The sequence below is a fragment of the Dyadobacter sp. genome (assembly GCF_039919315.1).
Lineage (GTDB): Bacteria > Bacteroidota > Bacteroidia > Cytophagales > Spirosomataceae > Dyadobacter.
The window spans coordinates 91,476-116,744 of sequence record NZ_JBDSFX010000035.1; the positions used below are offsets into that span (position 1 = coordinate 91,476).

Genomic DNA, 25,269 nt, shown 5'->3' on the forward strand with positions numbered 1-25,269 from the left:
TAAGACGTATAGTTAAGTGTTGCTTCCAAGCTGTTGGCGTAACTAATTGTCAAAGATTTTTAATTAGTTATATTTCAATAATAAATTGTATTAAACAAAACAGAAAATTCTTTGTATAATAGCTACAAATAAAGTAGAATTACTACCTCGTATTTGTCCCTAATCATTATGAAATGGAAAAACCTCTATCAGTCCATATTCTTGCTTCTACTTTGCGACGCGGTCGTTACAGCACAGGTAGGAGATTACAAATTATTGCTGCGAAGTGGTTCTTTTACGCCGGATAAGAATATTTCAGGCAATGGGAAGGGAGCTACCCTGAGAACTTCCGGGATAGGCAAGACATTTGTGGTCATTCAATTTGAAGCCATACCTACACAAGAGGAGAGAAGCCAGTTGAAAAAAGAGGGTATAGAACTGCTGGACTACATTCCTAACTACGCTTACACGGCGACGATCGCCAATCAGAATAGTCAGAACATTTTGGCGAGAATGAAGGGCAGGTCCATCATAGAGCTGTCGCCTGAGCAAAAAATGGAGCCCGGACTGGCCAATGGCCGCATACCGGTGCATGCAGTCAAAAGCCCGGGTACTGTCAATGTCTGGATCAATTATCCGCGAACATTCTCATTCGAAGAGATCAGGGACGGGCTCAGGGCGCTGAATTTTGAAATGATATCGGAGCAATACAAAGATTACCAGGTAGTTGCACTTAGGGTTCCGACGGAAAGGCTTAAAGAATTGGCGGCTCAGCCATTTGTTCAGTATGTACAGGCAGTACCTCAGGACGACAAGGGGTTGAATAATAAAAGTACGTCCAACGCCCGCGCTAATATTTTGCATTCATCTCTTCCGGGAGGACGCAATCTGACTGGTCAGGGCGTCGTGGTCGGAGTAGGTGACGATGCCAATCCTTTACAACATATTGATATCAACGGTCGCATCATTAACAGGAACTCAACTGAAATTGGCACGCACGGTGTGCATGTGATGGGGACGCTGGGCGGTGCGGGAATTATGAATGAAAGATTTTCCGGGTATGCGCCCAAAGCGACCATTGTTGCCCAGAGCTTTTCGAACATACTGGCATATTCGCCTCAGTATGTACAGGATTTTGGAATGGTGATCACCAATAACTCGTATGGCGGCGATGTCAATAACTGTGAAACTTTCGGGGTTTATGATCTTTATTCTCAAATTTTGGATCAGCAAGCTTTTCAGTTAACCAGCCTGCAGCACGTTTTTGCGGCGGGAAATAGCGGAACTTCTAATTGCGGCCCTTACCCGGCGGGATTTGCAAATGTACTGAGTGGCTATCAGACAGCCAAGAATGTGATCAGCGTGGGCAGTGGGTCGGAAACATCGGTCATTGCCACGGCTTCCAGTAAGGGGCCGGCCAGGGATGGTCGGATTAAACCAGAAATTACGGCTCAGGGTGTTAGTGTGATGTCGACCATTCCCGTCAACCTGTACGGGGGAGGAACCGGCACCAGTATGTCGTCTCCGGCGGTTGCAGGGGGGCTCGCACTGCTATATGAGCGCTACCGTCAGCTGCATGGAAATGGGAACCCTAAAAGCGGGTTGATGAAAGCATTGATCTGCAACGGGGCCACTGATAAGGGTAATGATGGGCCGGATTACAAATATGGTTTCGGATGGATGAACCTGCTGCGCTCCGTTAAAATGCTGGAAACCCAAAGCTACATAAGTGACGTAGTTTCGAATCAGGGGCAAAAGGACCATACCATTGCCATACCTGCCAATACAGCCCAATTGAAGGTCATGCTGTACTGGAATGACCCGGCTGGCGGGATTTTATCCAGCCAGAATCTGGTGCATAATCTTGATCTGCAGGTCAGGAATCCATCATCGGCCAAGATACTGCCAAGACTGCTAGACCCCACGCCTTCCAAAGTCAATGATATCGCGACGACCGGTGTGGATAATGTTAATAACATTGAACAGGTGGTGATCAACAACCCTGTTGAGGGCAATTATAAGATTTCGGTACTGGGCACACTGATCGCCCAGAATCCTGACCAGGAATATTTTATTGTATATGACATTATTCCAAATTCGCTGACATTGACCTATCCCATAGGAAATGAACATCTTAAAGATAGTGACGTGATCAATATCAACTGGGATGCTTTCGGGAATACTACCAGCACGTTTACAGTGCAATACCGCCTCAAAAACAATAACCCCTGGACGACTATTGGCAATAACCTGGCTGCCGGAACCAGCCAGCTGGCATGGACGATACCGGCTGGTACTACCTCCGATAGCGTAAAGGTCAAAGTGATGCAGAATAGTACGGGGGTGGAAAGCGTCAGCGAGATATTTACTGTCGCCGGAATACCCACAGTTACTTTATCAAGCCTGCAATGTGAGGGATATATTTCTGTGGACTGGACGGCTGTGGCCGGGGCGACGGATTACGAAGTGATGATTTTGAAAGGAAATGAAATGGTGTCTGCGGGCATCACTGCCGGTAACAATTTTGTGATGGGAGGGCTCAGTAAGGACTCGACATACCTGCTTTCGGTGCGGGCAAGGCTGAACGGGCACCCCGGCAGGCGCGCGCTCGCGATTTCCAGAAAACCTGACAGCGGAACCTGTGCGGGCACTATTTCGGATAAAGACCTTAAAATAGAATCCATTCTGACGCCGACCGGTACCGGGAGAACCAATACTTCCTCTCAGCTCAGTAATGCAATTTTTGTCAAGATCAGGATTAAAAACCTGGATGATGTGGATTCCAATGAGCCATTAGACGTGGGCTTTGAACTGAACGGCAACCCGATACCGATTGAAACGATTACGCCATTCATTGAAAAAGGGAAAACCTACGATCATACATTCAGTGTTGGTGCCGATATGCTCAATGTCGGAGACTATAAGCTGAAAGTTTACATTCACAAAAGCAACGATCCGGTCACCAAGAACGATACGATTGTCAAAACATTCAGGCAACTGCCGAATGCACCGATTTCGTTGCCATTTCTGGATGACATGGAGTACCTGCCCGTTCAGACGGTCATATCCAATCAGATTGGCTTGCAGGGTGACGGACGTTATGATTTTTCCGCGAATACCGATGCGGGCCGTATCAGGACTTTCGTGAACACCGGTTTGGCCAATTCAGGACAAAGAGCGCTCACATTGGATGCAAACCGGTATTTCTCGGGTGGCAATACCAACTTTCTGGACGCTACTTTCAATCTTTCTGGCTACAATATCGATGATTCTGACATTCGGTTGAATTTCAGTTATAAAAACCACGGGCAAAAATCCAATGCGAATAATAAGGTGTGGGTAAGAGGAAAGGACACGGATCCGTGGATAGAAGCTTATGACCTTTTTGCCAATCAGAAAATTGCCCAGGAAGGTTATAAAACACCCTCCGGAATAGAGATCAGCAGTTTGTTATCGGCGAATAATAAGAATTTTTCGTCCAGCTTTCAGGTACGGATGGGGCAATGGGGCAGAATGATCACCGCTGATTACACCGCCGGAGCAGGTTATAGTTTCGATGACATTAAACTCTTCACAGTGACTGACGACATTCAGATGCTGAGTCTTTTGCAGCCTGCCGCCGCCAATTGCGGACTTGGAAATTCAGAATCCATCGTCGTGCAGATCCGCAACAGTTCGGCAAGGGACATTACCAATGTACCTGTGAATTACCAGATAGGGAATGGCCCGGTCATTCAGGAGACCATTGCCGCTATTTCCAAACGAACTACGATATCCTACACGTTTGTCAATAAAGCTGATCTTTCAGCATTGGGTTCGCGGGAAATCAAGGTTTGGGCGGCTTTGGTGACGGATAGTTACCACGATAATGACAGCGTTTACTTAGAGCTGTACAATGCGCCTGTCATCAGCACCTTTCCTTATCTTGAGAATTTCGAAACCAACAATGGCTTTTGGTACGCCAAAGGAACAAACAGCTCCTGGCAATACGGTACACCTGTTTCAGCCGTGATCAAAACAGCTGCGAGCGGCAATAAGATATGGAAAACCAATCTGGCTGGCACTCACAATGACAAGGAAGAGTCGTATTTGTACTCGCCATGCTTCGAAGTGGCAGGGCTTGCAGCTCCTACTTTAAGTTTCAGCGTGGTGCTGGACCTGGAAGTATGCGACCCTACACCTTGCGATATTGTGTACGTCGAATATTCCGGAAACGGTGGTGCCTGGACACGACTGGGCGCTGCTGGGCAAGGCACTAACTGGTACAATAAAACCTATTCAGGCTCAGGTGCATGGAGCATACAGGATTATGTGCGGTGGCACGTGGCGAGCATCCCATTACCGACTGGCTTTGCAAATCTTAAAGTCCGGTTTGTCATGATCTCGGACGCATTCACCCGCCGGGAGGGCGTCGCGCTGGACGACATTCACATTTATGACAAAGCCAGTATCATTTATGATGAGTCGACAATGGCGCTGCCGGTTACCCAAAATGTAAATGGAGGTACTAATTGGGTGCATTTTACGCAAAATGGAAAGCTGGTAGCATCCATTTACCCGAATAACCAGAACCTGGGCAACACCGCTGTGCAGACTTACATTAACACGTCGGGCAGCCGAAATGTCAATAGCGAGTATTATCTCAACAGGAATTTTACGATCAAACCCACCAACATTAACCTCGCCGACTCAGCGACAGTAAGGCTATATTTCCTGGAAACAGAAAGCGAGGCATTGATTGCCGCCGTCGGTTGCGCGAATTGCGGGAAACCCGAAACTGCTTACGAACTTGGAGTTTCCAAGTACCGGCATAGTGACGTAAATAAAGAAGACGGTTCCATTTCAAACAGCACGGAAGGGGGTTGGAGCTTTCATCCTGCCTCGCAAATCCACATTGTCCCTTACGATAAAGGGTACTTTACCGAATTTAAAGTCAAAAATTTCTCAGAATTCTGGCTGTCAGAAAAATTTGTTGGTAATAGCGGAGCGCTGCCTGTGGAGCTGGTAAGTTTCAATGCAAGGAAAAAACCTGGTGAAGACGCGGGTAAAGATGTACTGCTTGAATGGGAAACGACGTCAGAAGAGAACTTTGACCATTTCGATATTGAGGTGGCTGCTGGCAATGAGGCTTATCGGCTAACTGATTTTGCGAAAATCGGAGCGGTTGATGGGAATGGAGGCTTGAAGACAGGTAGTAATTATGCTTTCACGGATCATGACAATTTGAAATCCGGAGCACGTTACTACCGCTTAAAAATGATCGACATCGACAGTACCTATGCCTATTCAAGAGTAAGACCCGTCGTTTTTGAAGAACAAAAAGAATGGAACGTTTACCCTAATCCGTCTACGGGAGTCTTTTACATTACGTATCAGGCTAACATTGGCGGGGAAATTTCGCTCAATGTTTACGACCTCAATGGACGTGTTTTTCAGTCCACAAAATCAATGGCGACCGGATTTTTGCAGAAACAAAAAATTGATTTGTCCGGCTCACAGTTCGTTCAGGGGAAATACGTGCTGGAAGTTGTAAATGGAAAAGACAAGCAGGTATTTCAGATGTTGAAAGATTGAGTATACGTTTAATCGAGAAATTTTAGAAAAATATTGACTGAAATTGCAGCAGAACGAATGGAATGGGCGAATATATCGTTAGTCTTGCTGAGTAATTATTGTCAACGATCATGATCTATAGAGTTTTATTTACCCTCTTTCTATTTGCATTTTCCCAGGTATCAGCCCAAATCGGAGGTCGGGTTGCCAATTCGATGATCCTGGACACAGATATCGGTCCCGATTATGATGATGTCGGCGCGATGGCCGTCATGCACGCGCTCGCCGACAAAGGTGAGATTAAGCCCCTGGCAGTCATTTCGTCCAATCAAAATGAACTGGTGGTACCGGCCATTGAAATCCTGAATACTTATTTCGGAAGGCCGGATTTGCCCACAGGCGCCCCAAAAGGAAAAGGAGCAAGCTTTGGTGCATTCCAGAAATGGCCGGAAATGCTGGCAGCCAAGTATCCGCACAAAATCGCCAAGACGTCTGACGCGCCAGATGCGGTTGAAACATATCGCAAAATCCTGGCCAAGCAACCAGATCAAAGCGTAACCATTGTAACGGTCGGTTTCCTGACCAATTTGGCTGACTTGCTGGACTCCAAACCCGATGCGAACTCGCAGCTTTCAGGCGCTAGTCTAGTCAAGAAAAAGGTGAAACAGCTCGTGTCAATGGCGGGATGGTTTCCCCAGGGCCGCGAATATAATGTGCGGGTAGACTCGGTTGCGTCTGCGAAAGTTTTCGCTGAGTGGCCTAGTGAGATCATTTTCAGCGGATTTGAGATCGGAAACGAAATCAGAACCGGTTTGCGGGTAATAGCCAATGAAAAACTGACGGGCCCGGTAAAGGATGTGTACGCTATGGCTATCCCGCTTGACAAAAATGATGCAAAGGGACGTATGAGCTGGGACCAGACGGCTGTGCTGGTTGGCGTGCGGGGCGTTCAGCCCTATTTTGGATTGAAGCGCGGAAAAATCATTTTAGAAGGTGGTAACAACAAATGGCAGGACGACCCCATGGGGCCGCACGCCTACCTGACACCCAATATGCCTACGGAACAGCTAACCGCCCTCATCGAAGGACTGATGATGTGGGAAGGCAAAAAGTGAGTTATACAACCATGGATGATCCGTCTTTTTTCAGAATATCGTCACCTGCTGCTGTCCGGATTTTGTTGAGGTCTTCATTCAGTTTTTGAGTAAAAAGGGCAATATCAAAACTATGGACAACGATATTCGCCCCTTCCTTCATCCATCGAATCTGTCGTTCGGGTTCCAGTGAAAAGTGAATGCCGATCGAAAGACCTTGGGCACGCGCCGTTTGAATGATGTAGGTAACAGCCTTTTCAAAATCCGGATGGTCGTATTGTTCGGGAAGCCCCATGCTTACCGACAGATCGTGTGGACCAATAAACACAGCGTCCAGCCCGGGAACAGATAATAGTTCTTCGAGCTTGTCCATGGCCGGAACACTTTCAATGTTGGCGATGCAAATGTTGGCTGCATTGTAATTTTCAACATACTTTCGGAGATGGTCGGGCATTGCTACTTTGCCAGTCAGATAGCTATCCAGCAGCTCTCCTTTCAATGGCCTGTATTTGGTAGCACCCACCAATTCCTGAATTTGATCAACAGATTCGAGATAGGGCGCAACCACACCAAGTGCTCCACCATCAATCACCTGACATGCCAGAAAAGGGTCGGGACATGGAATCCTGACAATGGGTGTGATGCCCAGATGCCGGAATTGCTGACACAAAACGGCCAGCTCCGGCCGTCCCAAAGGCACATGCTCAGTATCCAGAAACACAAAATCTACACCGGTCTTTTTGATGGCAGCAGGCCACATTGGACCGGTAGAGGTAATGCAGGTACCGTAAACATTCCGGCCGCTTCTCAGTTTTTTAAGTAATGTCAGTGGGGATTCCATAGTTAATTTTGCATTTATTGTTTCATCAGCCATATCTCAGTCACCTGCGAGCCGCGCTCCCCTTCTCCACAATTCCAGATAAAAGTCGCCTGGCCATCGGTGGTGGCAGGTTTAGGTACATTGAATTCAAAACTTGGCTGATTGCCGGTTTGAATAAATTCGTGTATCGTCTGGCCATCGTCGGTCGTCATTTTCATTCTGGAACGGAAACGGCCGGTGTAGGAAATCTTAATGCGGTAGGTCGCGGTCGGGTCCAGGTTGTCGTACCGTATTTTTAATGGCTCGTCATAAAGGGTTTTGGCTTGCTTCATCCAGGCTCTGGGTGTTACCTGGCCTTTAAATCCCGTCGCCTGGATCTCATCGACCCATTCTTCGCCAACGAGCCCTACTCCAAATCCAATTCGGGGCGATTGCAGACTGCCGGGATCTTCTTCCCACGTCATGCCGGGAACAATGCGATACCAGCTTTCCGGATCACCGAAATGGTCATAAAACCCACCCGGCCCCGGATCAGTACGATGCAGTAAATGATCGATTTCTTTCAGTTTCTCAGCCTCATCATTCAATTTTTCAATCCGTTCCAATTGATCCAGCAGGTAGGGCGAGTCATTCAAAGGCATATTGATGAGGTCAATGAAATTCCCTCTGCCTGACATCGCGCCATGTTTTTTCATGGTCAATTGTGCGCCAATGCTTTTGTATAAGGAATCCGCCAGGCTTTGACATTTGGCCTGATAATCCGCAAGAATGGGTTCCGTCCATGCTTTTTCCAGCTGCTCACGCGCCTTGCTGATCGCCTCTGCCGAACCTATTTTCGGCGTGGCTTCTAATATCCGGCGGGATTTTTGTTCCAATTCTGTTTCGTAAATCAATCTTTGGCGGGTATAAGCATCAAAATAGGCCCGTATCAACCCCATTTGGAACCGTGGATTCTGTTGTAGCTTCAAGGACGCGCCTTTTTCCAGTGCCCTCCATTGCATTAGTGTAACATCCACACCTTCATTCGCAATGAGCTCGCCTTTCCAGTTTCGTTCTAAAGCCACTATTCCCTGCGCTCCGGATTCCCTGTAATCAGGCCCAAAGAAAAGAGACGCATAGTCGCGCAATGTTTCCATGACCGGGGTTTCCGGGTTCCAGTCCTGATCGCTCCATACGAATTTGTTAACATCATCATTGGTACCTTCAGAATAGCTCACGCTGCCGATCCCATACTGATCCAATGCATTATGGATGGCTTTTTCATCAAATGGTCGTGGATTAATGCTCTCCCGACCCTCGGTCATGGCGTAGGCAAGGTCCCAATGTGGTACGGGATATTGCGAACTGTAATTGTGGGTAATGTCGGGATAATGGCGGATGGGAATGGATGGTTTCAGCAACTCGCGGATCTGCTTCACCGGGATTTTGACCCAGGGTCCAAACACGACGCCTCCAAACCAGGGGTACTCTTTATTGGCATGACTGAAAAAACTGTCGAACCATTTTTGAGTCGGCCTGAAAACCTGGGGCGATACCCAGATCTTAGCTTTCGGATGGTATTTTTGAAGCAATATGGCCTCTTTTTCCAGCCATTGAAACAGGACATCAGGTTCCAGTTCACCAGGATCTCCGGCCGGAACGAAAACTGCATTCAACTTCGGGAGACTTGCAAAAACGATTTCTCTCTCCTTTAATTCCTTTTGTATGGAATCAGGATGGACGTAATTCTTGCCCATATTAGGATACCAGATCGATACATCCAGACCGTATTCTTTGCAGATCCGGGATTGCTCGACGATCATTCTGGCCGCCGGAACTTTCATGTGACGGCTGGTCGAATCATCGTCAGTGCGGGGAGGGAGGATTTCAATGGTATTGGCCCCAAACAATGCCAGCTCGCGGATGTACTGGTCAAAACGTGCAACTGTAAACGCATCGTAGGCGTTGGTCTTTGGTCGGTAACCGAGTTGGTGCCCTCTTACCGGATACGTAGGGCTGGTTGAAAGTGAGAGATCTTCGGGCAATGTGACACTACCTGGCTTTATCTGCATTTTCCGCAACAGCCTTCCGACGCCAAACAGGATTCCTCTCGGATCATTGCCGATCACCAGTACAGTATTTGTTTTTTTAATGACAAATATTTTAAATCCCTCAGCCTTCGTGGCAGGAAGTGCCGCCAGGGCAGTACGATAGCTTTCGGGAAGCCTGGTCATGTCTTTTTCGAGTGAAATAATGATGCTACTGCCGCTTTTTGGCAGTTTTTTAGCGACCAGTAATTTGATTCCGCTCCTCTTTTCTACTTCCGATTGCAGCACTTCAATGCTCCTCAGCAGCACATTTTTGTCTGCGGTAGTGACAAATATTTGTGATTTGGAAAAATCAATGGGCTGCGCGGAAACAGGACTGTTTTTGACTGACAAAAACAGCAGTAACACTAAGATTCTCAATCTACTGGCGGCCATTGATTTTGGGTTAAAGCTTGATGAATATTTTCCTCTTGTAAAGCACATAGGCCGGAATGAAGTTGAGGGCGACAAAAAACCAGGCATATAGCATACTCGCCAGCCGCGGATCAAGGCCAGCTTCGGACATGGCGGTAACAGCATGTTGATTGAGTGTTTGTCCGTCGATTGGAAGAAGGTAAAAAACCAGCGCGAAAATGTCGGCCAGTACATATGCGGTAATTGCATTGGCCCCGAAAATCACACCTGGCGCGGTACCTTTTGTTCTGCCCAAAATATCAACCAGAAAATACAAGGAGCCAAGCAGCATTGAAGCGAAACCCGAGGTGACTAGTACAAAGGAGCTGGTCCAAAGGTTTTCGTTCACCGGAAAAGCCAACCCCCAGAAGTAGCCCGCCGCTGCCGAAAACAGCCCTGCCACCATCAGGTAGTTGCTTTTCTCATTGGGACTGAAACGGCTGATCATCAGTTTTCCCGCCAGCATACCTGTTATGCCGGTCACTATGGAAGGGAATGTGCTGAGTATGCCTTCGGGATCCCAGTTGCCCTGCCACATCTTGCCAGGCAGAAATTGCTGATCGATCCAGGCAGCAATGTTTCTTCCCGGTTCGAGCATTACCTGGCCTTCGCCCGGGGTAGGAATGAGCGTTAGCGCGAGCCAATATAGCACGAGAATGGTGATACCCAGGTATGCTTGCTGTTTCCAGCTGGTATTGAGATATAGGAATGCGCAAACCAAGAAAACAATGGCAATGCGGTGCAATGTGCCGGTATAGCGCAAATCTGAAAAATCAAAGTTCGGCATCATGTTCAGGAACATTCCGACTGCAAATATCTTGACGGAGCGAATGATGATCTTCTTGTAAAGATCACCTTTGGAGCCTGGTAACCCTATTTTTCTGGAATAGGCCAATGCAATGGAAACTCCTACAATGAATAGGAATACAGGAGCGATGAGGTCTGTAAATGTCAATCCGTTCCATTTGGTGTGGTGCAGGGTAGGGAACACGTGTTCCTCACTGCCCGGAAAGTTGACCATGATCATCGCCGCTATAGTGAAACCACGCATGGCATCCAATGAAAGCAATCTTGAAGAAGTGCCGGAGGGCTTGTCCATATAGTACCGTTTAAGGGTTTAATACGGGCTAATGCATTGGAAAGGCTATTGGTCACTATTTATAATCGGCGCGAACAGCATTCAGGAAGAAATGGCCATGGCTATGCTGGTAGTGAAATGCATTTTGTGTGATCGAACTAGTATATTTTTATGATTTATCAGTATTAAAGATAACATTGTGAAAAACTTCGATTTCTCTCAAAACCAGCCTTTTTCCTGTCTTATTCTATGCGCAAAATAATCCCTTACTCACTGATCTTATTTGGTTTACTGATTTTTATTGGTTGCAAAAAATCAGGTGAAATTTCCAAAGAGCAAGCTGAGAAGATCAGTGTTTCGTGGAAGCTGGTCAGCAATTTTATAGAGCCGGAAGGCAGTTTTGAAGCAAAATTTACGATTAAAAATGGCAGTAACTTCGCATTGGACGGCAGTAACTGGAAACTGTTCTTCAACATGTCGCCCCGCCCGATCCATTCCAATAAAGTTGCCCAGCCTGCTGTGATTGAGCATATCAATGGCGATTGGTATAAAATGGTTGCTGCGAAAGATTTTAAATTGGCCGCAGGCGACTCGGTTACCATTACCTACACTGGTACCGAAGGCATTATCAAGGAAACAGACGCGCCTATGGGCCTGTACTTTGTTTTTTATGATCAAGAAGGAAAAGAAAAAGACATTGTTCAGGTTGCCGATTTTACCGTTGAGCCATTTTTAACCAAGGAACAAATATTAAGAGGTACCAGGGATTTAAAGCAGGTTCCAACTTCTGAGACTCGTTACAAGGATAACCTGGCATATACCACTTTGGGTGCTGACCAATTATTGAAAATTATCCCTAGCCCTGTGAAAATGACTTCCGGTGCAGGAACATTTACATTGACCAGCAAGGCAAATGTATTTTATCAGGAAGGCCTGGAAACGGAAGCGAAGTTGCTGATCGAGAAGTTGAAAGCCGTAACAGGTACCGACTTCCCCATTCAAAAAGGATTGCCTCAACCCGCGTCTGGGCCTGCTATTGTATTAAAAACCGGCGCGGTGAATGTGAATGGTATTGCAAAAGAAGCTTATAAGCTGAATGTGGATCAGAATGGCGTGGTGATCGTCGGTAGCGATGCAGCAGGCGTTTTCTATGGCGTGCAAAGTCTATTACAATTAATACCAACAGCATCGTATATCAAAAAGGCCGATTCGGCGATCCTGGGATATGTTCAGGTAGAGGATGCACCCCGGTTTTATTTCAGGAGCATGCACCTGGATGTGGGCCGGAATTTCCAGACGAAAGAGTCCATCAAACGGGTTCTGGATTTGCTGGCTTCTTACAAGATCAATCATTTTCTTTTTTATACCACAGAAGACGAAGGTTGGAGACTTGAAATCGATGGCCTTCCCGAGCTAACCCAAGTCGGTGCGCAACGTCAGCACACGTCGGGCATCAATGCACCTGCATTGCACCCAGGCTACGGATCAGGTCCGGTAGCATACGATAAGGATAAGTATGGCAGCGGATTTTACACCAAGGCCGATTTCATTGAAATTTTGAAATACGCACATGAACGCCACATTAAGGTAATTCCGGAAGTGAATTTCCCGGGACACGCATTGGCGGCGATCAAATCCATGGAGGCGCGTTATGAAAGGTTGATGAAAGAAGGGAAGGAAAAAGAGGCCAATGAATATCGTTTGATCGACCCGGATGATAAGTCAGTTTATCTGTCTGCTCAGGCCTATAAGAACAATGTGGTGTGCGTGGCCAGGGAATCGGTTTACCATTTTTACGAAAAGGTCGTAGATGAGATTGGCAAAATGTACAAGGATGCGGGATTGACGATGGACACGTTCCACACAGGGGGCGATGAGGTAGCAGAGGGTACTTGGACTAAATCGCCTATGATCGACAAGCTTTTGAAAGAACATCCGGAATTGAAAGGCCCGAAAAGCCTGCAGACGTACTTTTTCAGAGAGCTTTTACCAAGATTGGAAAAAAGAAACCTGAAAGTGCATGGCTGGGAGGAAGTAGCATTGACCAAAACTCCGGCCGGGGCTTACCTCTCCAATCCTGAATTCGTAGGCCACGCTGTTTATCCGTATATCTGGAACAATGTATTCGATGTGGACCTGGGCAACCGGATGGCGAATGACGGATACCAGGTGATCCTGTGCAATGTGACGAATTTTTATTTCGATATGTCCTACGACAATGATCCCAAAGAACCGGGACTGTATTGGGCAGGATTCGTAGGCGCACGGGACATGTGGACTTTCTCGCCTTACAATATGTTCACAACCACCGAGGAAACGGCTATGGGCAAACCGATGAAAGAGGAATTTGTTGGTAAGCAATTATTGAAACCGGCGGCCAGGAAGAATGTGTACGGTGTGGAATCACAACTTTGGAGCGAGACGATCAAAGGTAGGGATATGATGGAATATTCGATTCTGCCGAAGCTGCTGGGCTTTGCAGAAAGTGCCTGGACAGAGCGTAAATGGGAAAATGTGGCTGACGATGCTACCCGCAAAAAAATGATTCAGGATGGCTGGAACCAGTTTGCCAATTCAATGGCCCAAAGACACTTACCAAGATTGAAGTACTTAAATGGCGGCTATAACTACCGCATTCCAATGCCGGGGGCGGTAATTGAAAATGGAGAACTGAAAGCCAATACTGAACTTCCGGGGCTGGCGATCAGGTACACGACCGACGGCTCTGAACCTACCGAACAATCGCAATTGTATAATGCTCCGGTGAAGATATCAGGAATTGTTAAACTGAAAAGCTTTGACCTTGCGGGGAAATCAAGCCGGACCAGCGTAGTAGCATCCAAATAGAATTTACAGCGTTCAAAAGCGCAAAGCAATACTCAACCTCACACAATAGATGAACATAGGTGTAGATATCGGCGGCACGAACCTTCGTGCCGGGATAGAATCTGGCGGCGCAATTACACGGCAGAACAGAACTTTACTAAAAAATAAGGATTCACTTTCCTCGACGCTGGACCAGTTGATGGAACTGATCAGGCCGCTCACGAAGTATCCGGTCAAAGGCATTGGAATTGGCGTTCCGTCGGTCGTGGACGTCAGTAAGGGAATTGTATATAATGTGATGAACATTCCTTCCTGGGAGGAAGTAGCATTGCGCGACATCATACAGAACGAATTTAATCTGCCGGTTTCTATTAATAATGACGTCAATTGCTTTGTATTGGGCGAGCATCGTTTTGGGGTGGCCAGAAAGTTCACATCGGTGATCGGCATGGCTATTGGTACCGGACTGGGATCGGGGATTATTATTGATAACCATTTGTACTCGGGTAAAAACTGTGGTGCGGGGGAAATCGGAATGTTACCTTACAAAGATTCGGTGCTGGAAAATTATGTGTGCAACCGCTTTTTTGAGGATTCACTCGGTATAGATGCTTTTGCAGCTCACGAAGCAGCATTGAAAGGTAGCAAGCGGGCGATTGAGGTGTGGGAGGAGTTTGGGGTACACCTGGGAGCTGTGATCAAGGCGATTATGTATACCTATGACCCTGAGGCGATCGTACTGGGCGGTTCTGTTGCCAAGGCAAATCAATTTTATCATGATAGCATGATCGATAGCATTCAGGATTTTGCCTATCCCGAATCGCTTAAAAAACTAACATTATTGCTCTCAGAAGACGAAAATATTGCACTGCTGGGTGCCGCGGCTTTATTGGATAATAATTGAAGTAGTATTGAATAAACCTTAAATTAGGTTCCTGAACCCAATATGTGCCCTCATGCAAAGAAATATTTTTATCGTCGTTCTGATCCTGCTGATCTTCTTCGTCATCTCTTTCCTTACTAATATCCTTGGCCCCATTATCCCGGACATTGTTAAAAGTTTCAATCTGAGCATTGGTCTGGCGGGGTTTTTACCTTTTGCTTTTTTTGTTGCTTACGGGGTTATGTCGATTCCTGCCGGGCTAATGGTGGAGAAATATGGAGAGAAGAAAATGTTGATCCTGGCGTTTTTACTGGCATTCGCTGGCGCATTGTTATTTGCATTCATACCTAGTTTTTCCATTGCGTTATCTTCGCTTTTCCTTATTGGCATTGGCATGGCCATTTTGCAGGTCGTGATCAATCCATTGCTGAGGGTAGCGGGAGGCGAGGAGAAATTTGCATTTTTCTCGGTATTAGCCCAGCTGTTTTTCGGCGCAGCATCCTTTCTCAGCCCCTTGCTTTATAGCTACCTGGTACTCAATGTGCATTCGGAGCAATCGGGTTTTTTGTTGGATATTTTAAATGATCTTGTTCCTGAAAACTTGAAATGGGTATCGCTTTACTGGGTTTTTGCGGTGATCGCGTTGGCCATGGTAGTGGTCATTTCCGCGGTGAAGTTTCCAAAAGTGGAGCTGCTGGAAGAGGAGCGGATTGATGTCGGTAAATCCTTCAAGGAGCTGGCAGCTAACCGGTATGTCTGGCTGTTTTTCCTGGGAATATTCGCTTACGTAGGTACTGAACAGGGAATCGCTAACTGGATCTCTCAGTTTTTGCAAACTTATCACAATGTCGACCCGGCCACAACCGGAGCGTCTGTGATCTCTTATTTTTGGGGATTATTGACCATTGGCTGCTTTTTAGGGTTAATACTTTTGAAATTGATTGATAGTCGTAAAGTGCTGATTTTCTTCACTGCCGGCGCGGTAATATCGTTACTTGCTGCCTTGTTTGGTTCCAAAGACATTGCATTGCAGGCATTCCCTATTACCGGTTTCTTTGCATCGGTCATGTATTCGGTAATTTTTTCTCTGGCGCTAAACTCTGTACCTCGGCATCACGGCACATTCTCGGGTATCTTGTGCGCAGGGATTGCGGGAGGCGCGGTGGTACCATTGATCGTGGGCGGGTTAGGTGAATTGGTAGGATTGCAATTCGCGATGCTATTTTTGTTGATTCCGCTGGCCTATATTTTAAGCATTGGAATCTGGGCGAAGCCGTTGATTACCAACGATACGATCACCAGCCTAAAAGACATATTTTAAGAGGAGTCAGCTGTTAACTTTTAGCTAAATTTGCTAACAGCCAACAGCTAAAAGCTAATCGCCAAAGCCAAAGCCAACCATGTACAAAATCATCCTGCTTCTTGACTTCGCGGAGGAATACAGCAAGAGCCTCATGAAAGGGATCAATGCGTATTCGAAGGAGTTTGGGCCATGGATTTTTTGTAGAATGCCCCTATTTCATCGCGAGACGGTCGGGATAGACGGAATTCTGAAATGGGCACTCGAATGGGGCGCCGACGGGATCGTCGGGCAGCTTTACAATAAGGAAATTGAAAAAATAGTCCGCGCCAAAATTCCTGTCATCGCGCAGGATTTTAAAGAACGCTTCACTGAAATCCCCAACATTACCGGTGCTTATCACGAAGCGGGGCAGCTGGGCGCTGATTATTTCCTCAAAAAAGGGTTCACCAATTTTGCATTCTACGGGTTCAACGACATTGTGTGGTCGCGAGAACGGGCGGAGGGATTTGAAGAAAGACTTCGGATGCGCGGCCATAAGGTACATTACTTCGAACACAAAAAGGCCCGGTCGACTGAACTGTGGTACTATAAACCCAGCTCGCTAAGCCGTTGGCTCAAATCACTTCCCAAGCCCATCGGGCTCATGACCTGCGACGATAACCAGGGGCAGCACATTACCGAGGCCTGCCGGCACGTCGGTATCCGAATCCCGGAAGAAGTGGCGGTATTAGGCGTCGATAATGACGAAATGATCTGCGACCTGTCCGATCCGCCGTTGTCGAGCATTGCGCTGGACGTGGAAAAGGGAGGTTATGATGCTGCGAAGCTGCTGGATCACATGATCAAACACGGTACTTCCGAGTACTATGATATCATTGTGAAGCCCATGCAGGTTATTACCCGGCATTCCACGGATATATATGCGACGAATGATGACCACATTGCATCATCATTGAAATACATTCACCAAAACATTGATAAAAACCTGCACGTGGACGAAGTCGTAAAGCAGGTACCATTATCCCGTCGGGCGTTGGAAAAGCGGTTTCTGGAAATCACGGGGTACCCGATCTACAAATACATTTTCAACCTGCGTATTGAGAAGTTTACCCAAAAACTGCTGGATACCGATATGTCTGTTTTCGAAATAGCCCTTGATATGGGGCTGAATGACAGCAAAAATATAGCCCGCCAATTCAGGCAGGCTAAGGGTTGTAGTCCAAGTGTTTACAGAAATAAGTACGTGGCAGGCAAGTAATTACCAGATCACGACTCTTGACGAGTCCGGGATTACCATTTTGCTTCCGGGCTCACAGCTCCAAGCAGCCTGAAACTCTTTCAAATGCGGTAATGGGCCATTGATCCTGTCTTTGGCGGGCGAGTGCGGGTCGGTTTGAACCTGGTTTCTCAATGCTTCGTCGGTGGTATTCATGTGCCATACCTGCGCCCAACCCAGGAAGAAGCGTTGCTTCCAGTTGAAACCGTCGATAGGGGCAGGTTCTGCTTTTCCTTTTAATGATTTTTCCAAAGCATAATAAGCCAATGTTAGTCCACCCAGATCCGCAACATTTTCACCGATCGTCAGTGCGCCATTGATCTTGAAGCCTGGCAGTGCCTCGATACCGCTGAAATAGTCAATGTATTTCTTAGTCAATTTATCAAAATTGGCACGATCTGATGCTGTCCACCAGTTTTTCAAATTGCCTTCGTCGTCAAACTGAGATCCCTGATCGTCGAACCCGTGGGTGAATTCGTGGCCGATTACCGCTATAATTCCCCCATAGTTAACGGCATCATCGGCATTGCGGTTATAAAATGGCGGCTGCAAAATCCCGGCAGGGAAAACCACCTCGTTATTCAATGGATTGTAATAAGCATTGACAGTCTGTGGCGTCATCAGCCATTCTTTCTTGTCGACCTCTTTTCCGATCTTCTCGATCTCCTCTTTGTGGCCGTATAACGCCGCCGCTATGCCATTTTCAAAAAGCTTATCGGCTTCGATATCAATGGATGAATAATCCTTCCATTTGTCAGGATAACCGATTTTGTAGGTAAATGCTTTCAGCTTTTTGTGTGCTTTGGCCTTGGTCGAATCGCTCATCCATGTGAGTTTTTCCATCCGTTCTGAATAAACCGAACGCACATTTTCAATCATATCGGAGACTTTCTTTTTGTCTTCTTCAGGGAAATATTTCTTCGCGAACAATTTACCCAAAGGCATTCCCAGCAAAGCATCGGTAGAGCGGATAGCCCTTTCAACCCTCGCTTTTTGCTGTTTCGTACCCCGCATCACCGTGTTGAAAAAACGGAAATCTTCCTGGTCGAAGCTTTTAGGAAGGAAACCGGCGAACCGGGATAGTACCTGCCATTTGGTGTAAAGTTTCAATGTTGCCAGGGGAGTGGCTTTCAATAATGCATTCAGTTTTTGCAGATAAGGTTTGTTCTCGACAATGACGGTATCTGTTTTAATGTCCTGTTTGGCTGCAAATGTCTTTTGATCAAAATCGGGGATAAGCTTCTCAAATTCTGCAAAAGCCATTTTGTTGTAGGTTTTCACAGGATCCCGAAGCTCTACATTGCTCAGTTGTAATTTGGCAATTTTCGTTTCGAAGTCCAGGATCGTTTTGCCAGGATTCGGTTCAGGAAATGCCGCCATAGAGAACATTTTGTCGACATGCTTCACGAATTCGGCCCGGACTTTTAATGTGCTGGAATCGGTGCGCTCGTAGTAGCTTTTCTCACCAAGGCTAAGGCCTCCCTGCGCCTGATAAAGAACGTTTACCTTGCTATTTTTCAAATCTCCGTCAACTCCGAATCCTATTACTGACGGGACGCCGACTTTCTGCATTTCGCCAGCAACCGAAGCCAGGTCTTTCAGGGACGTAATGCCATTGATCTTATCAAAATAAGGTTTCAGAGGAGTTAGGCCACGTTTTTCAATGGTAGTCGTATCCAGAAATGACTGGTAGTAATCTGCAATTTGCTGTTCCTCGCTTCCTTTTTTTCTGTCTTTCAGCTGGGTAATCTCTTCAATGATCCCTCTCAGCCGAACTTCCTTATTTTCTTTGTCCAAAATACCAAAAGCGCCCCAGCGGCTCTCAGTACCCGGTATCGGATTTTTCTTTTTCCAACCTCCATTGACATAGCTGTCAAAATCGTCGCAGGCTTTGGCAGCTGAATCGAGTGAGCTAATGTCGAAACCTGGTACTTTTTCAGTGGGAGATTCTTCTTCTTTTTCTTTTTTACATCCCGTCATGACCATTGATATGGCCAGAACGGCAGAACAGAATGCGGCTGTTTTCATCTTAGATAATTTGTTTATGAAGTCGGGATAATGAAAATGCTTATTTAATGCCCCCCATCCAACCCTTGATAGGTTTCCAGAAAACGAGCAACAAGAGGCCGAAGCCGGTAGTAATGATAGCAACCTGATTGAACAATGCAGGCATTTGCATGATGTTTTCTTCATCAAATCCACCCGCAAATATACCAGCGATCAGATTACCGAGAGAAGCACCGACAAACCAGATACCCATTAACTGGCTGACATATCGCTTAGGAGCAAGCTTGGTATAGGAACTTAAACCCACAGGACTTACGCACAATTCTCCGATTGTATGAAGAAAATAAGTAAATGTCAGGAAGAAAGGAGAAGCGAGCTGGCCTGTGACAGCAATGTTAGAAGCTCCAACCATTACAAAAAAGCTAAGCCCAAGTAATATCAGCCCGGCAGCAAATTTGACGGGAATGGACGGATTGAGATTTCTTGATGAAAGATAAATCCATAGACTAGCCAAAACCGGGGCAAAAAGTAACACAAATGTAGGCTGGAAGTTCTGGAACCAGCTGGATGGGACTTCCCAGCCTCCGATCATTCTTTGGGTATGCCTTTCTGCGAAGATCTGCAGTGAAGTACCTGCTTGCTCGTATCCTGCCCAGAATAGGGCGATAGCTAAAAACAAAATGATCAATACCAATACGCGGTACTGCTCCACGCGCGTGAGCCCACCCGCTACCAATATGAATAAGAAATAGGAGGCAGAAATAGTCACAATGATCACACCTGCACCTTTGGCCAGGCCTTGTGCGGTTGTCATATCGATGGTACCGGTCGTTTGCAGTACTATTAAAAACAGGACTAACAATGCAACCAGCCCGTATCCAAGCTTTTTATTACTGCTCGACTGCGCCACTGATTCGGGTGTTGAAATGCTGGCTGGTGGAACATCTCCCAGCCCTTGTAAATGGCGGGCGCTTCCAATCCGGAAAACAATAAGGCCAAGGAGCATTCCAATGGCGGCAGCGCCAAAGCCCAGGTGCCAACTGACTTTCTCTCCCAGGTAACCTACAATAGCGATTCCCAAAAACGAGCCGAGGTTGATCCCCATATAGAAGATGGAGAATGCAGCGTCACGCCTTGCCCCGCCTTCAGGATATAATTCACCCACAATTGAACTGATATTAGGCTTTAATAACCCAGTACCTACCGCGACTGTGGTGAGCCCTAAAAAGAAAATCCCTGAACCGGCAGGGATAGCAAGGATAATATGGCCAATCATGATCACGATACCGCCGTACCAAATCGCCTTTTTCTGGCCGAGAATGTTATCCGCCAGCCAGCCGCCGGGTAATGTTAACAAATAAACCGAAGCCGTGTATATTCCGTAGATCGCGGCACCTTCTGCCGCGCCCATCGACATCCCACCCCGCATTTTATCCAATAAAAAAAGGAGCAGGATTGCCCGCATTCCATAGTAGCTAAAGCGTTCCCACATTTCAGCAAAGAACAAGACGTACAGGCCTTTGGGATGTTTTTGGGATATCGGTGAAGACATAGAAGAGAAGTGTTTTATTTGGTTTTTGGGCTGATTATCGATACGATTTGCTAGTGCAAGATAGGAATTATGGGTAAATATAAATAAACGAAGAAAAATAAAAGCGGCAGCGGGATGTTACTCCTGCTGCCGCTTCATCAAGCAGACTATTGAAAAATTATTTCACGGAGAATGATCCTTCTCCCACTGAAAAGCCTTCGGAATATAGCTCGATCGTGTATTTTCCGGACGGGAATGCAGCGTCTCTGTCATAGAGAATGCTCACGTCCTGATTGTTATTAGAATAGGCGACATCCTTGCTAACCGTGTAACCCTGCTCCTGGCCATTGTATTGAAAAACACCTGAGCCGGTTTTGGTATCAGAAATGGTGGCTCCGGATGGGTCAATGATGCGTAGATAGATGGTTTTGTTATCAGCAAGTGTCAACGGATTTTTTTCCAATATGAAATCTACCCTCACTTTGTCGATCCTTTTGGACTTCACATTCTCGCCCTCACGAACTTTTCCTTTGGACGATACCGCGTATACTTTCACATTACGTGCCCGCAGCGCAGCGGCCATCGTTACTTTGGATTCGAGTTCGGTGTTTTTTGAAATGACACCGGTCAGCGAGTCACTAATCGCTTGTTTACTGGTTTCAAGCTCTGTTTTTACCTGAACCAATGTTTCGTTCTGACTGATCAGCTGCTGATTTTCTTCTCTCAGCTGCGCAATTTCTGTGTCCTTTTTGGTTAAAAACTCTTCGTATTCTTTAATTTTTTTGCCCATTGTTGCAGAGCCTTTGCGCAGTGCAATCCGGTCATTTTCAAGTGATGCTTTTACTTTTTGCAATTCTTCAATGTCTCCGCCCAGTCCCTGAACTTCCAGGATACGCGCATCGAGCTGTTTTGAAATAGAATCCAGCTTGATCTCGGATGTTGCCAGTTCGTTTACACGGGCTTGAATGTCCGTTTCCTGTTTTTGAGTGACTGCGTGCTCGTTGTAATATAAGTAGCCAAATACAGCAGCCAGAATTGTCATTAGTATTAATCCGACTAATAGACCGGTGTTGTTCTTCCTTTCCATAAATGAATGTTTAGGTTAATTAATATCATTTATGGGATATGTTCAAAAACTGTGCCATTACTATACGTAGTCAATGGGCGGGAGCGGATAAAATGAAAAACCCGTTACAAGAATGAACCTGCAACGGGTTTGATATAAATCGTAATTTTTCCCTAAAATGTGCCTTGTGCGCTCTAATCCTAATAATCCCCACCAGCACCGCCGCCGCCGAAACTTCCTCCGCCAAAGCCTCCGAACCCGCCACCGTCGCCTCCTCCAAAACCACCGCCCCAGTTGCCCGAAGAGCTTCCTCTCCCGGAATGGGTAGTATATGGCCATATAATTGGGCCGCCGAAGTTGCCAAAGCCCCCTCCTCCGCCACCTTTGCGGTTACGGAACATTATGATCATAATTACTACAAATATGATCAGGAATATTAGAGTAGGAGGGAAGGAGCCGTCCCCACTGTCTTCTTTCGGATCTGCTTTGTACTCTCCGGTAGCATATTTAAAAATGGCATCAACGCCATCATTCAGCCCTTGAGAAAACTGACCATTCTTAAATTGTGGGGTAATGACCTGCGAAATGATCCTTTTGGCAATTGCATCAGGAACAGCGCCTTCCAGGCCGCCACCGGTCGCGATAAAAATCTTCCGGTCGGTCGGTGCCCAGAGCAAAACAATGCCATTATCCTTTCCTTTTTGCCCTACTCCCCATTCGCGGCCTACCTTAAATGCATAGTCCGCAATGGGGTAATCACCGGTAGTAGGAACGATCACAATCACGATCTGAGAAGAGGTGGAATCGTTATAAGCCACCAGCTTTTGTTCCAGCTGCGCCTTTTCGCCCTCACTCAGCTGATTTGCAAAATCATTGACTAGCTTGGGTGGATTAGGCTTGGGTGGAACATCCTGCGCCTTCACGCCCAGGAGCGAAAAGATAGTCAGGAGTATAAAAACGAGGAATTTCTTCATAGGTTATTGCCCGAAAGAGATGTCATCGGGAAGTTCGTTGATGTCTCCGGACTGGTAAGGGAAGTGTTTTTTCAATTGGAGCCCGGCTTCCTCGATTCCCTTGCGCAGTCCTTCTAAATATTGGGCACTAGCGAAATGGGTCCGAAGAAGATCCTTGGTACTATTCCAAAAATCAGCAGGAACCTTATCATCAATTCCCTTATCACCCAGGACAGCAAATTTGCGGTCCTCATAAGCCAGGTAAAACAACACGCCGTTGCGCTCTGCCGTCTGATGTAAGTGAAGGAAGAGGAAAACCTCTTTTGCCCTTTCCATTACATCAGCGGTTTGACATTTTTTCTCAATATGTACCTTCACTTCCCCCGAAGTTAGCTTTTCAGCTTCTTGAATGGCTTCAATAAGGTATTTCTGCTCTTCTTCGGAGAAAAAAAGTGAGTCGGTAGGCATAGGATGTGAATGCTAGAACTTAACGGTTGGTGCTTTTTCTGAACCGGCTGTTGCGGTGAAATAACCTTTTTGGGCAAAGCCAAACACACCGGCGAAAAGATTGGTAGGGAATGTCCGTACTTCCTGGTTATAGTCTTTCACGACGGTGTTGAAATCGTTTCTTGCTACACCAATTCGGTTTTCAGTACCCTCCAATTGCGCCTGTAGCTCCAAGAAGTTTTGGTTGGCCTTCAACTGTGGATATTGCTCAACTGTTACCAATAAACGGGAAAGAGCGCCACTCAGCTGATCTTGTGCGCCCTGGAATTTGGCGATATTTTCAGGAGTAAGATCACCTGCATTGATGGTGGTTTGAGTCGCTTTGCTACGTGCTTCAATGACAGCAGTCAATGTGCTTTTTTCAAAATCGGCTGCTCCTTTTACAGTACTTACCAGGTTTGGAATCAGGTCAGCGCGTCTTTGATACTGGCTTTCCACTTTTGCCCATGATTCTTTTACAGCCTCGTCTTTTTGTACAAGGCCATTATATTTACCGCAGCCAACGAATCCAAGTATGAGAACTACGACGATAACTGCAATTAGTCCTTTTGACATTTTAATATTCAGTTTAGAGTTAATGATTCTGGTTCAAAGTTGTCCAAAGCTAGCAAAATCTTTAAGAAAAACTACATAACCGGCTCTTCAACGATATATGCCGTAACCGGGCCGGATGAGGGGTTCGCGTAACGATTGTCAGACTTCCCCGACGCCGGCAATGTTGTTCCATCTGCCCCAATTAACGGATGCTTCATAATCGGTCAGGTGACTTTCGAAATACATGGCGCCCCAGGTCCAATTGATACCCAGCTCGTCAACCAGGAACCTGGAAGCGGTTTCTCGCTCCACCGAAGTTAGGTATCCTCTGCTATTTAGCTTTTGAATGATAGCGTTAACCGTTGTATCGCTGGTTTCTCCATGGATCCATTTTGCGAAAATATCACTGTCATTAGACCATCGTTTGGAAAACTCATGCTTGACGCCGCTGGGCTTGAACATGCGTGGTCCGTACCGAAGTAATGTCCAGTGAAAGAAGTCGCGGGCAAGGAGGTTATGAAGCATTTGCTCCTCAGTAGCGTTAGCTGGCTGGGCGGAATTGACCATACCATATATGTACCGGGCAGAAATACATCCCAGTGACAGCCAGTCAGACAGGCGGGTATCGGTGAGCGGATCATTGGTTTCGAAATGCTGCTTGCCTTTGATATAGGTCTGAATGTAGTTTTCAAGCAATTTGAGCGCTGTCGTTTCTCCGCCGGGCAATTTCGGTTCTGAGCTTGCTGCCGTTTGTGAGATCTCATTAGGATCAATTCCCAGCATAGGTAGTGAGGGAATGGATCCGGCTTCAAATTCTTGTGGTAATGTGATCTGTTGGGCCTCAGGAAAAGGTCCTTTTATTTTCAAATGGTCTTTCAACTGATCGGAAAAGGCCGAGAAATTGGCTGGTAATTTGGAAATAGAGAATGGTAAATCGATTGCATGTAGCAATGTGTCCATCCAATACAGCTTGATATCTACATTAGCGAGTTTAAGATTTTTGCTCAATGAAGATTCTATCCCCGTCTCTTCGGGGGCTATTTCTTTGCTGGTGAAAACATATTCAGCTGCATAGTGCTCTGCTAGTTGCGCGATGATCTTTTCGGGCTCGCCGATCCGGATGAGCAGGTCTCCGCCTTTTTCTCTCAGGCGATTTCTAAGGTCGATCACCGATTCTATGAGAAATTGTGCGCGCAATGCGCCTGTTCTGCGGAAGCCTAGTCTTGTTTTTTCAAACTGCCGAAGGTCAAAAACATAGATCGGAACAATTTCATTTGCTGATTTGGAGGCATTGAACAATGCTTCATTGTCATGTAATCGCAGGTCATTTCTGAACCAATAAATGATGCGCTGAGCCATTAACGAAGATGGTAATTATC

Annotated in this window: 16 protein-coding genes; 6 read left to right on the forward strand and 10 right to left on the reverse strand. The window is 46.5% G+C overall.

Going from position 1 to position 25,269, the window contains the following annotated elements; all coding sequences use genetic code 11:
• Positions 1 to 168: 168 nt before the first annotated feature.
• On the forward strand, positions 169 to 5,553 hold the full coding sequence (locus ABIO93_RS10290; RefSeq protein ID WP_348067201.1) for a S8 family serine peptidase: 5,385 nt from the start codon (positions 169 to 171) through the stop codon (positions 5,551 to 5,553).
• Positions 5,554 to 5,663: 110 nt separating this feature from the next.
• Positions 5,664 to 6,647 carry a nucleoside hydrolase gene (locus ABIO93_RS10295; RefSeq protein WP_348067203.1) on the forward strand — a complete coding sequence of 328 codons (984 nt, stop codon included), beginning with the start codon at positions 5,664 to 5,666 and terminating at the stop codon, positions 6,645 to 6,647.
• Between the two features lies 1 nt (position 6,648).
• Here the strand turns inward: ABIO93_RS10295 and ABIO93_RS10300 are convergent, their stop codons facing one another.
• Genes ABIO93_RS10300 through ABIO93_RS10310 form a run of 3 tightly spaced genes read right to left on the reverse strand, consistent with a single transcriptional unit; the run spans position 6,649 to position 11,025 of the window.
• Positions 6,649 to 7,467 carry an aldolase/citrate lyase family protein gene (locus ABIO93_RS10300; protein WP_348067205.1) on the reverse strand — a complete coding sequence of 273 codons (819 nt, stop codon included), beginning with the start codon at positions 7,465 to 7,467 and terminating at the stop codon, positions 6,649 to 6,651.
• A gap of 14 nt (positions 7,468 to 7,481) precedes the next feature.
• Positions 7,482 to 9,908 carry a hypothetical protein gene (locus ABIO93_RS10305; RefSeq protein WP_348067207.1) on the reverse strand — a complete coding sequence of 809 codons (2,427 nt, stop codon included), beginning with the start codon at positions 9,906 to 9,908 and terminating at the stop codon, positions 7,482 to 7,484.
• Positions 9,909 to 9,918: 10 nt separating this feature from the next.
• Positions 9,919 to 11,025, reverse strand: coding sequence for a heparan-alpha-glucosaminide N-acetyltransferase domain-containing protein (locus tag ABIO93_RS10310; RefSeq protein WP_348067209.1), 1,107 nt, complete (start codon positions 11,023 to 11,025; stop codon positions 9,919 to 9,921).
• A 228-nt stretch (positions 11,026 to 11,253) separates the two neighbouring features.
• On the opposite strand from ABIO93_RS10310, the gene ABIO93_RS10315 reads away from it, so the two are divergent.
• The 4 genes from ABIO93_RS10315 (at position 11,254) to ABIO93_RS10330 (ending at position 17,274) form a co-directional block, all read left to right on the forward strand.
• Positions 11,254 to 13,851: a family 20 glycosylhydrolase gene (locus ABIO93_RS10315; RefSeq protein ID WP_348067211.1), complete on the forward strand. Its 2,598-nt coding sequence runs from the start codon at positions 11,254 to 11,256 to the stop codon at positions 13,849 to 13,851.
• A 49-nt stretch (positions 13,852 to 13,900) separates the two neighbouring features.
• Positions 13,901 to 14,734, forward strand: coding sequence for an ROK family protein (locus ABIO93_RS10320; RefSeq protein ID WP_348067213.1), 834 nt, complete (start codon positions 13,901 to 13,903; stop codon positions 14,732 to 14,734).
• A 52-nt stretch (positions 14,735 to 14,786) separates the two neighbouring features.
• Complete coding sequence (locus ABIO93_RS10325; protein WP_348067215.1) at positions 14,787 to 16,034, forward strand: sugar MFS transporter; 1,248 nt, start codon at positions 14,787 to 14,789, stop codon at positions 16,032 to 16,034.
• Positions 16,035 to 16,113: 79 nt separating this feature from the next.
• Positions 16,114 to 17,274 carry a DNA-binding transcriptional regulator gene (locus tag ABIO93_RS10330; protein WP_348067217.1) on the forward strand — a complete coding sequence of 387 codons (1,161 nt, stop codon included), beginning with the start codon at positions 16,114 to 16,116 and terminating at the stop codon, positions 17,272 to 17,274.
• Here ABIO93_RS10330 and ABIO93_RS10335 read toward each other — a convergent pair whose 3' ends face one another.
• From ABIO93_RS10335 to ABIO93_RS10365, 7 genes are all read right to left on the reverse strand, one after another.
• Entirely contained in the window at positions 17,275 to 19,320 is a 2,046-nt protein-coding gene (locus tag ABIO93_RS10335; RefSeq protein WP_348067219.1) for a M13 family metallopeptidase, read from the reverse strand.
• 40 nt (positions 19,321 to 19,360) lie between these two features.
• On the reverse strand, positions 19,361 to 20,851 hold the full coding sequence (locus ABIO93_RS10340; RefSeq protein ID WP_348067221.1) for a peptide MFS transporter: 1,491 nt from the start codon (positions 20,849 to 20,851) through the stop codon (positions 19,361 to 19,363).
• A 157-nt stretch (positions 20,852 to 21,008) separates the two neighbouring features.
• Complete coding sequence (locus ABIO93_RS10345; protein WP_348067223.1) at positions 21,009 to 21,917, reverse strand: hypothetical protein; 909 nt, start codon at positions 21,915 to 21,917, stop codon at positions 21,009 to 21,011.
• A 179-nt stretch (positions 21,918 to 22,096) separates the two neighbouring features.
• A complete protein-coding gene (locus ABIO93_RS10350) occupies positions 22,097 to 22,870 on the reverse strand; it encodes a TPM domain-containing protein (protein ID WP_348067225.1) in 774 nt (257 codons plus the stop codon).
• 3 nt (positions 22,871 to 22,873) lie between these two features.
• Entirely contained in the window at positions 22,874 to 23,317 is a 444-nt protein-coding gene (locus tag ABIO93_RS10355) for a TPM domain-containing protein (RefSeq protein ID WP_348067227.1), read from the reverse strand.
• 12 nt (positions 23,318 to 23,329) lie between these two features.
• Entirely contained in the window at positions 23,330 to 23,911 is a 582-nt protein-coding gene (locus tag ABIO93_RS10360; RefSeq protein ID WP_348067228.1) for a LemA family protein, read from the reverse strand.
• Between the two features lie 138 nt (positions 23,912 to 24,049).
• Positions 24,050 to 25,249 (reverse strand): deoxyribodipyrimidine photo-lyase, encoded by a 1,200-nt coding sequence (locus tag ABIO93_RS10365; RefSeq protein WP_348067230.1) that lies wholly within the window; start codon positions 25,247 to 25,249, stop codon positions 24,050 to 24,052.
• Positions 25,250 to 25,269: the final 20 nt, after the last annotated feature.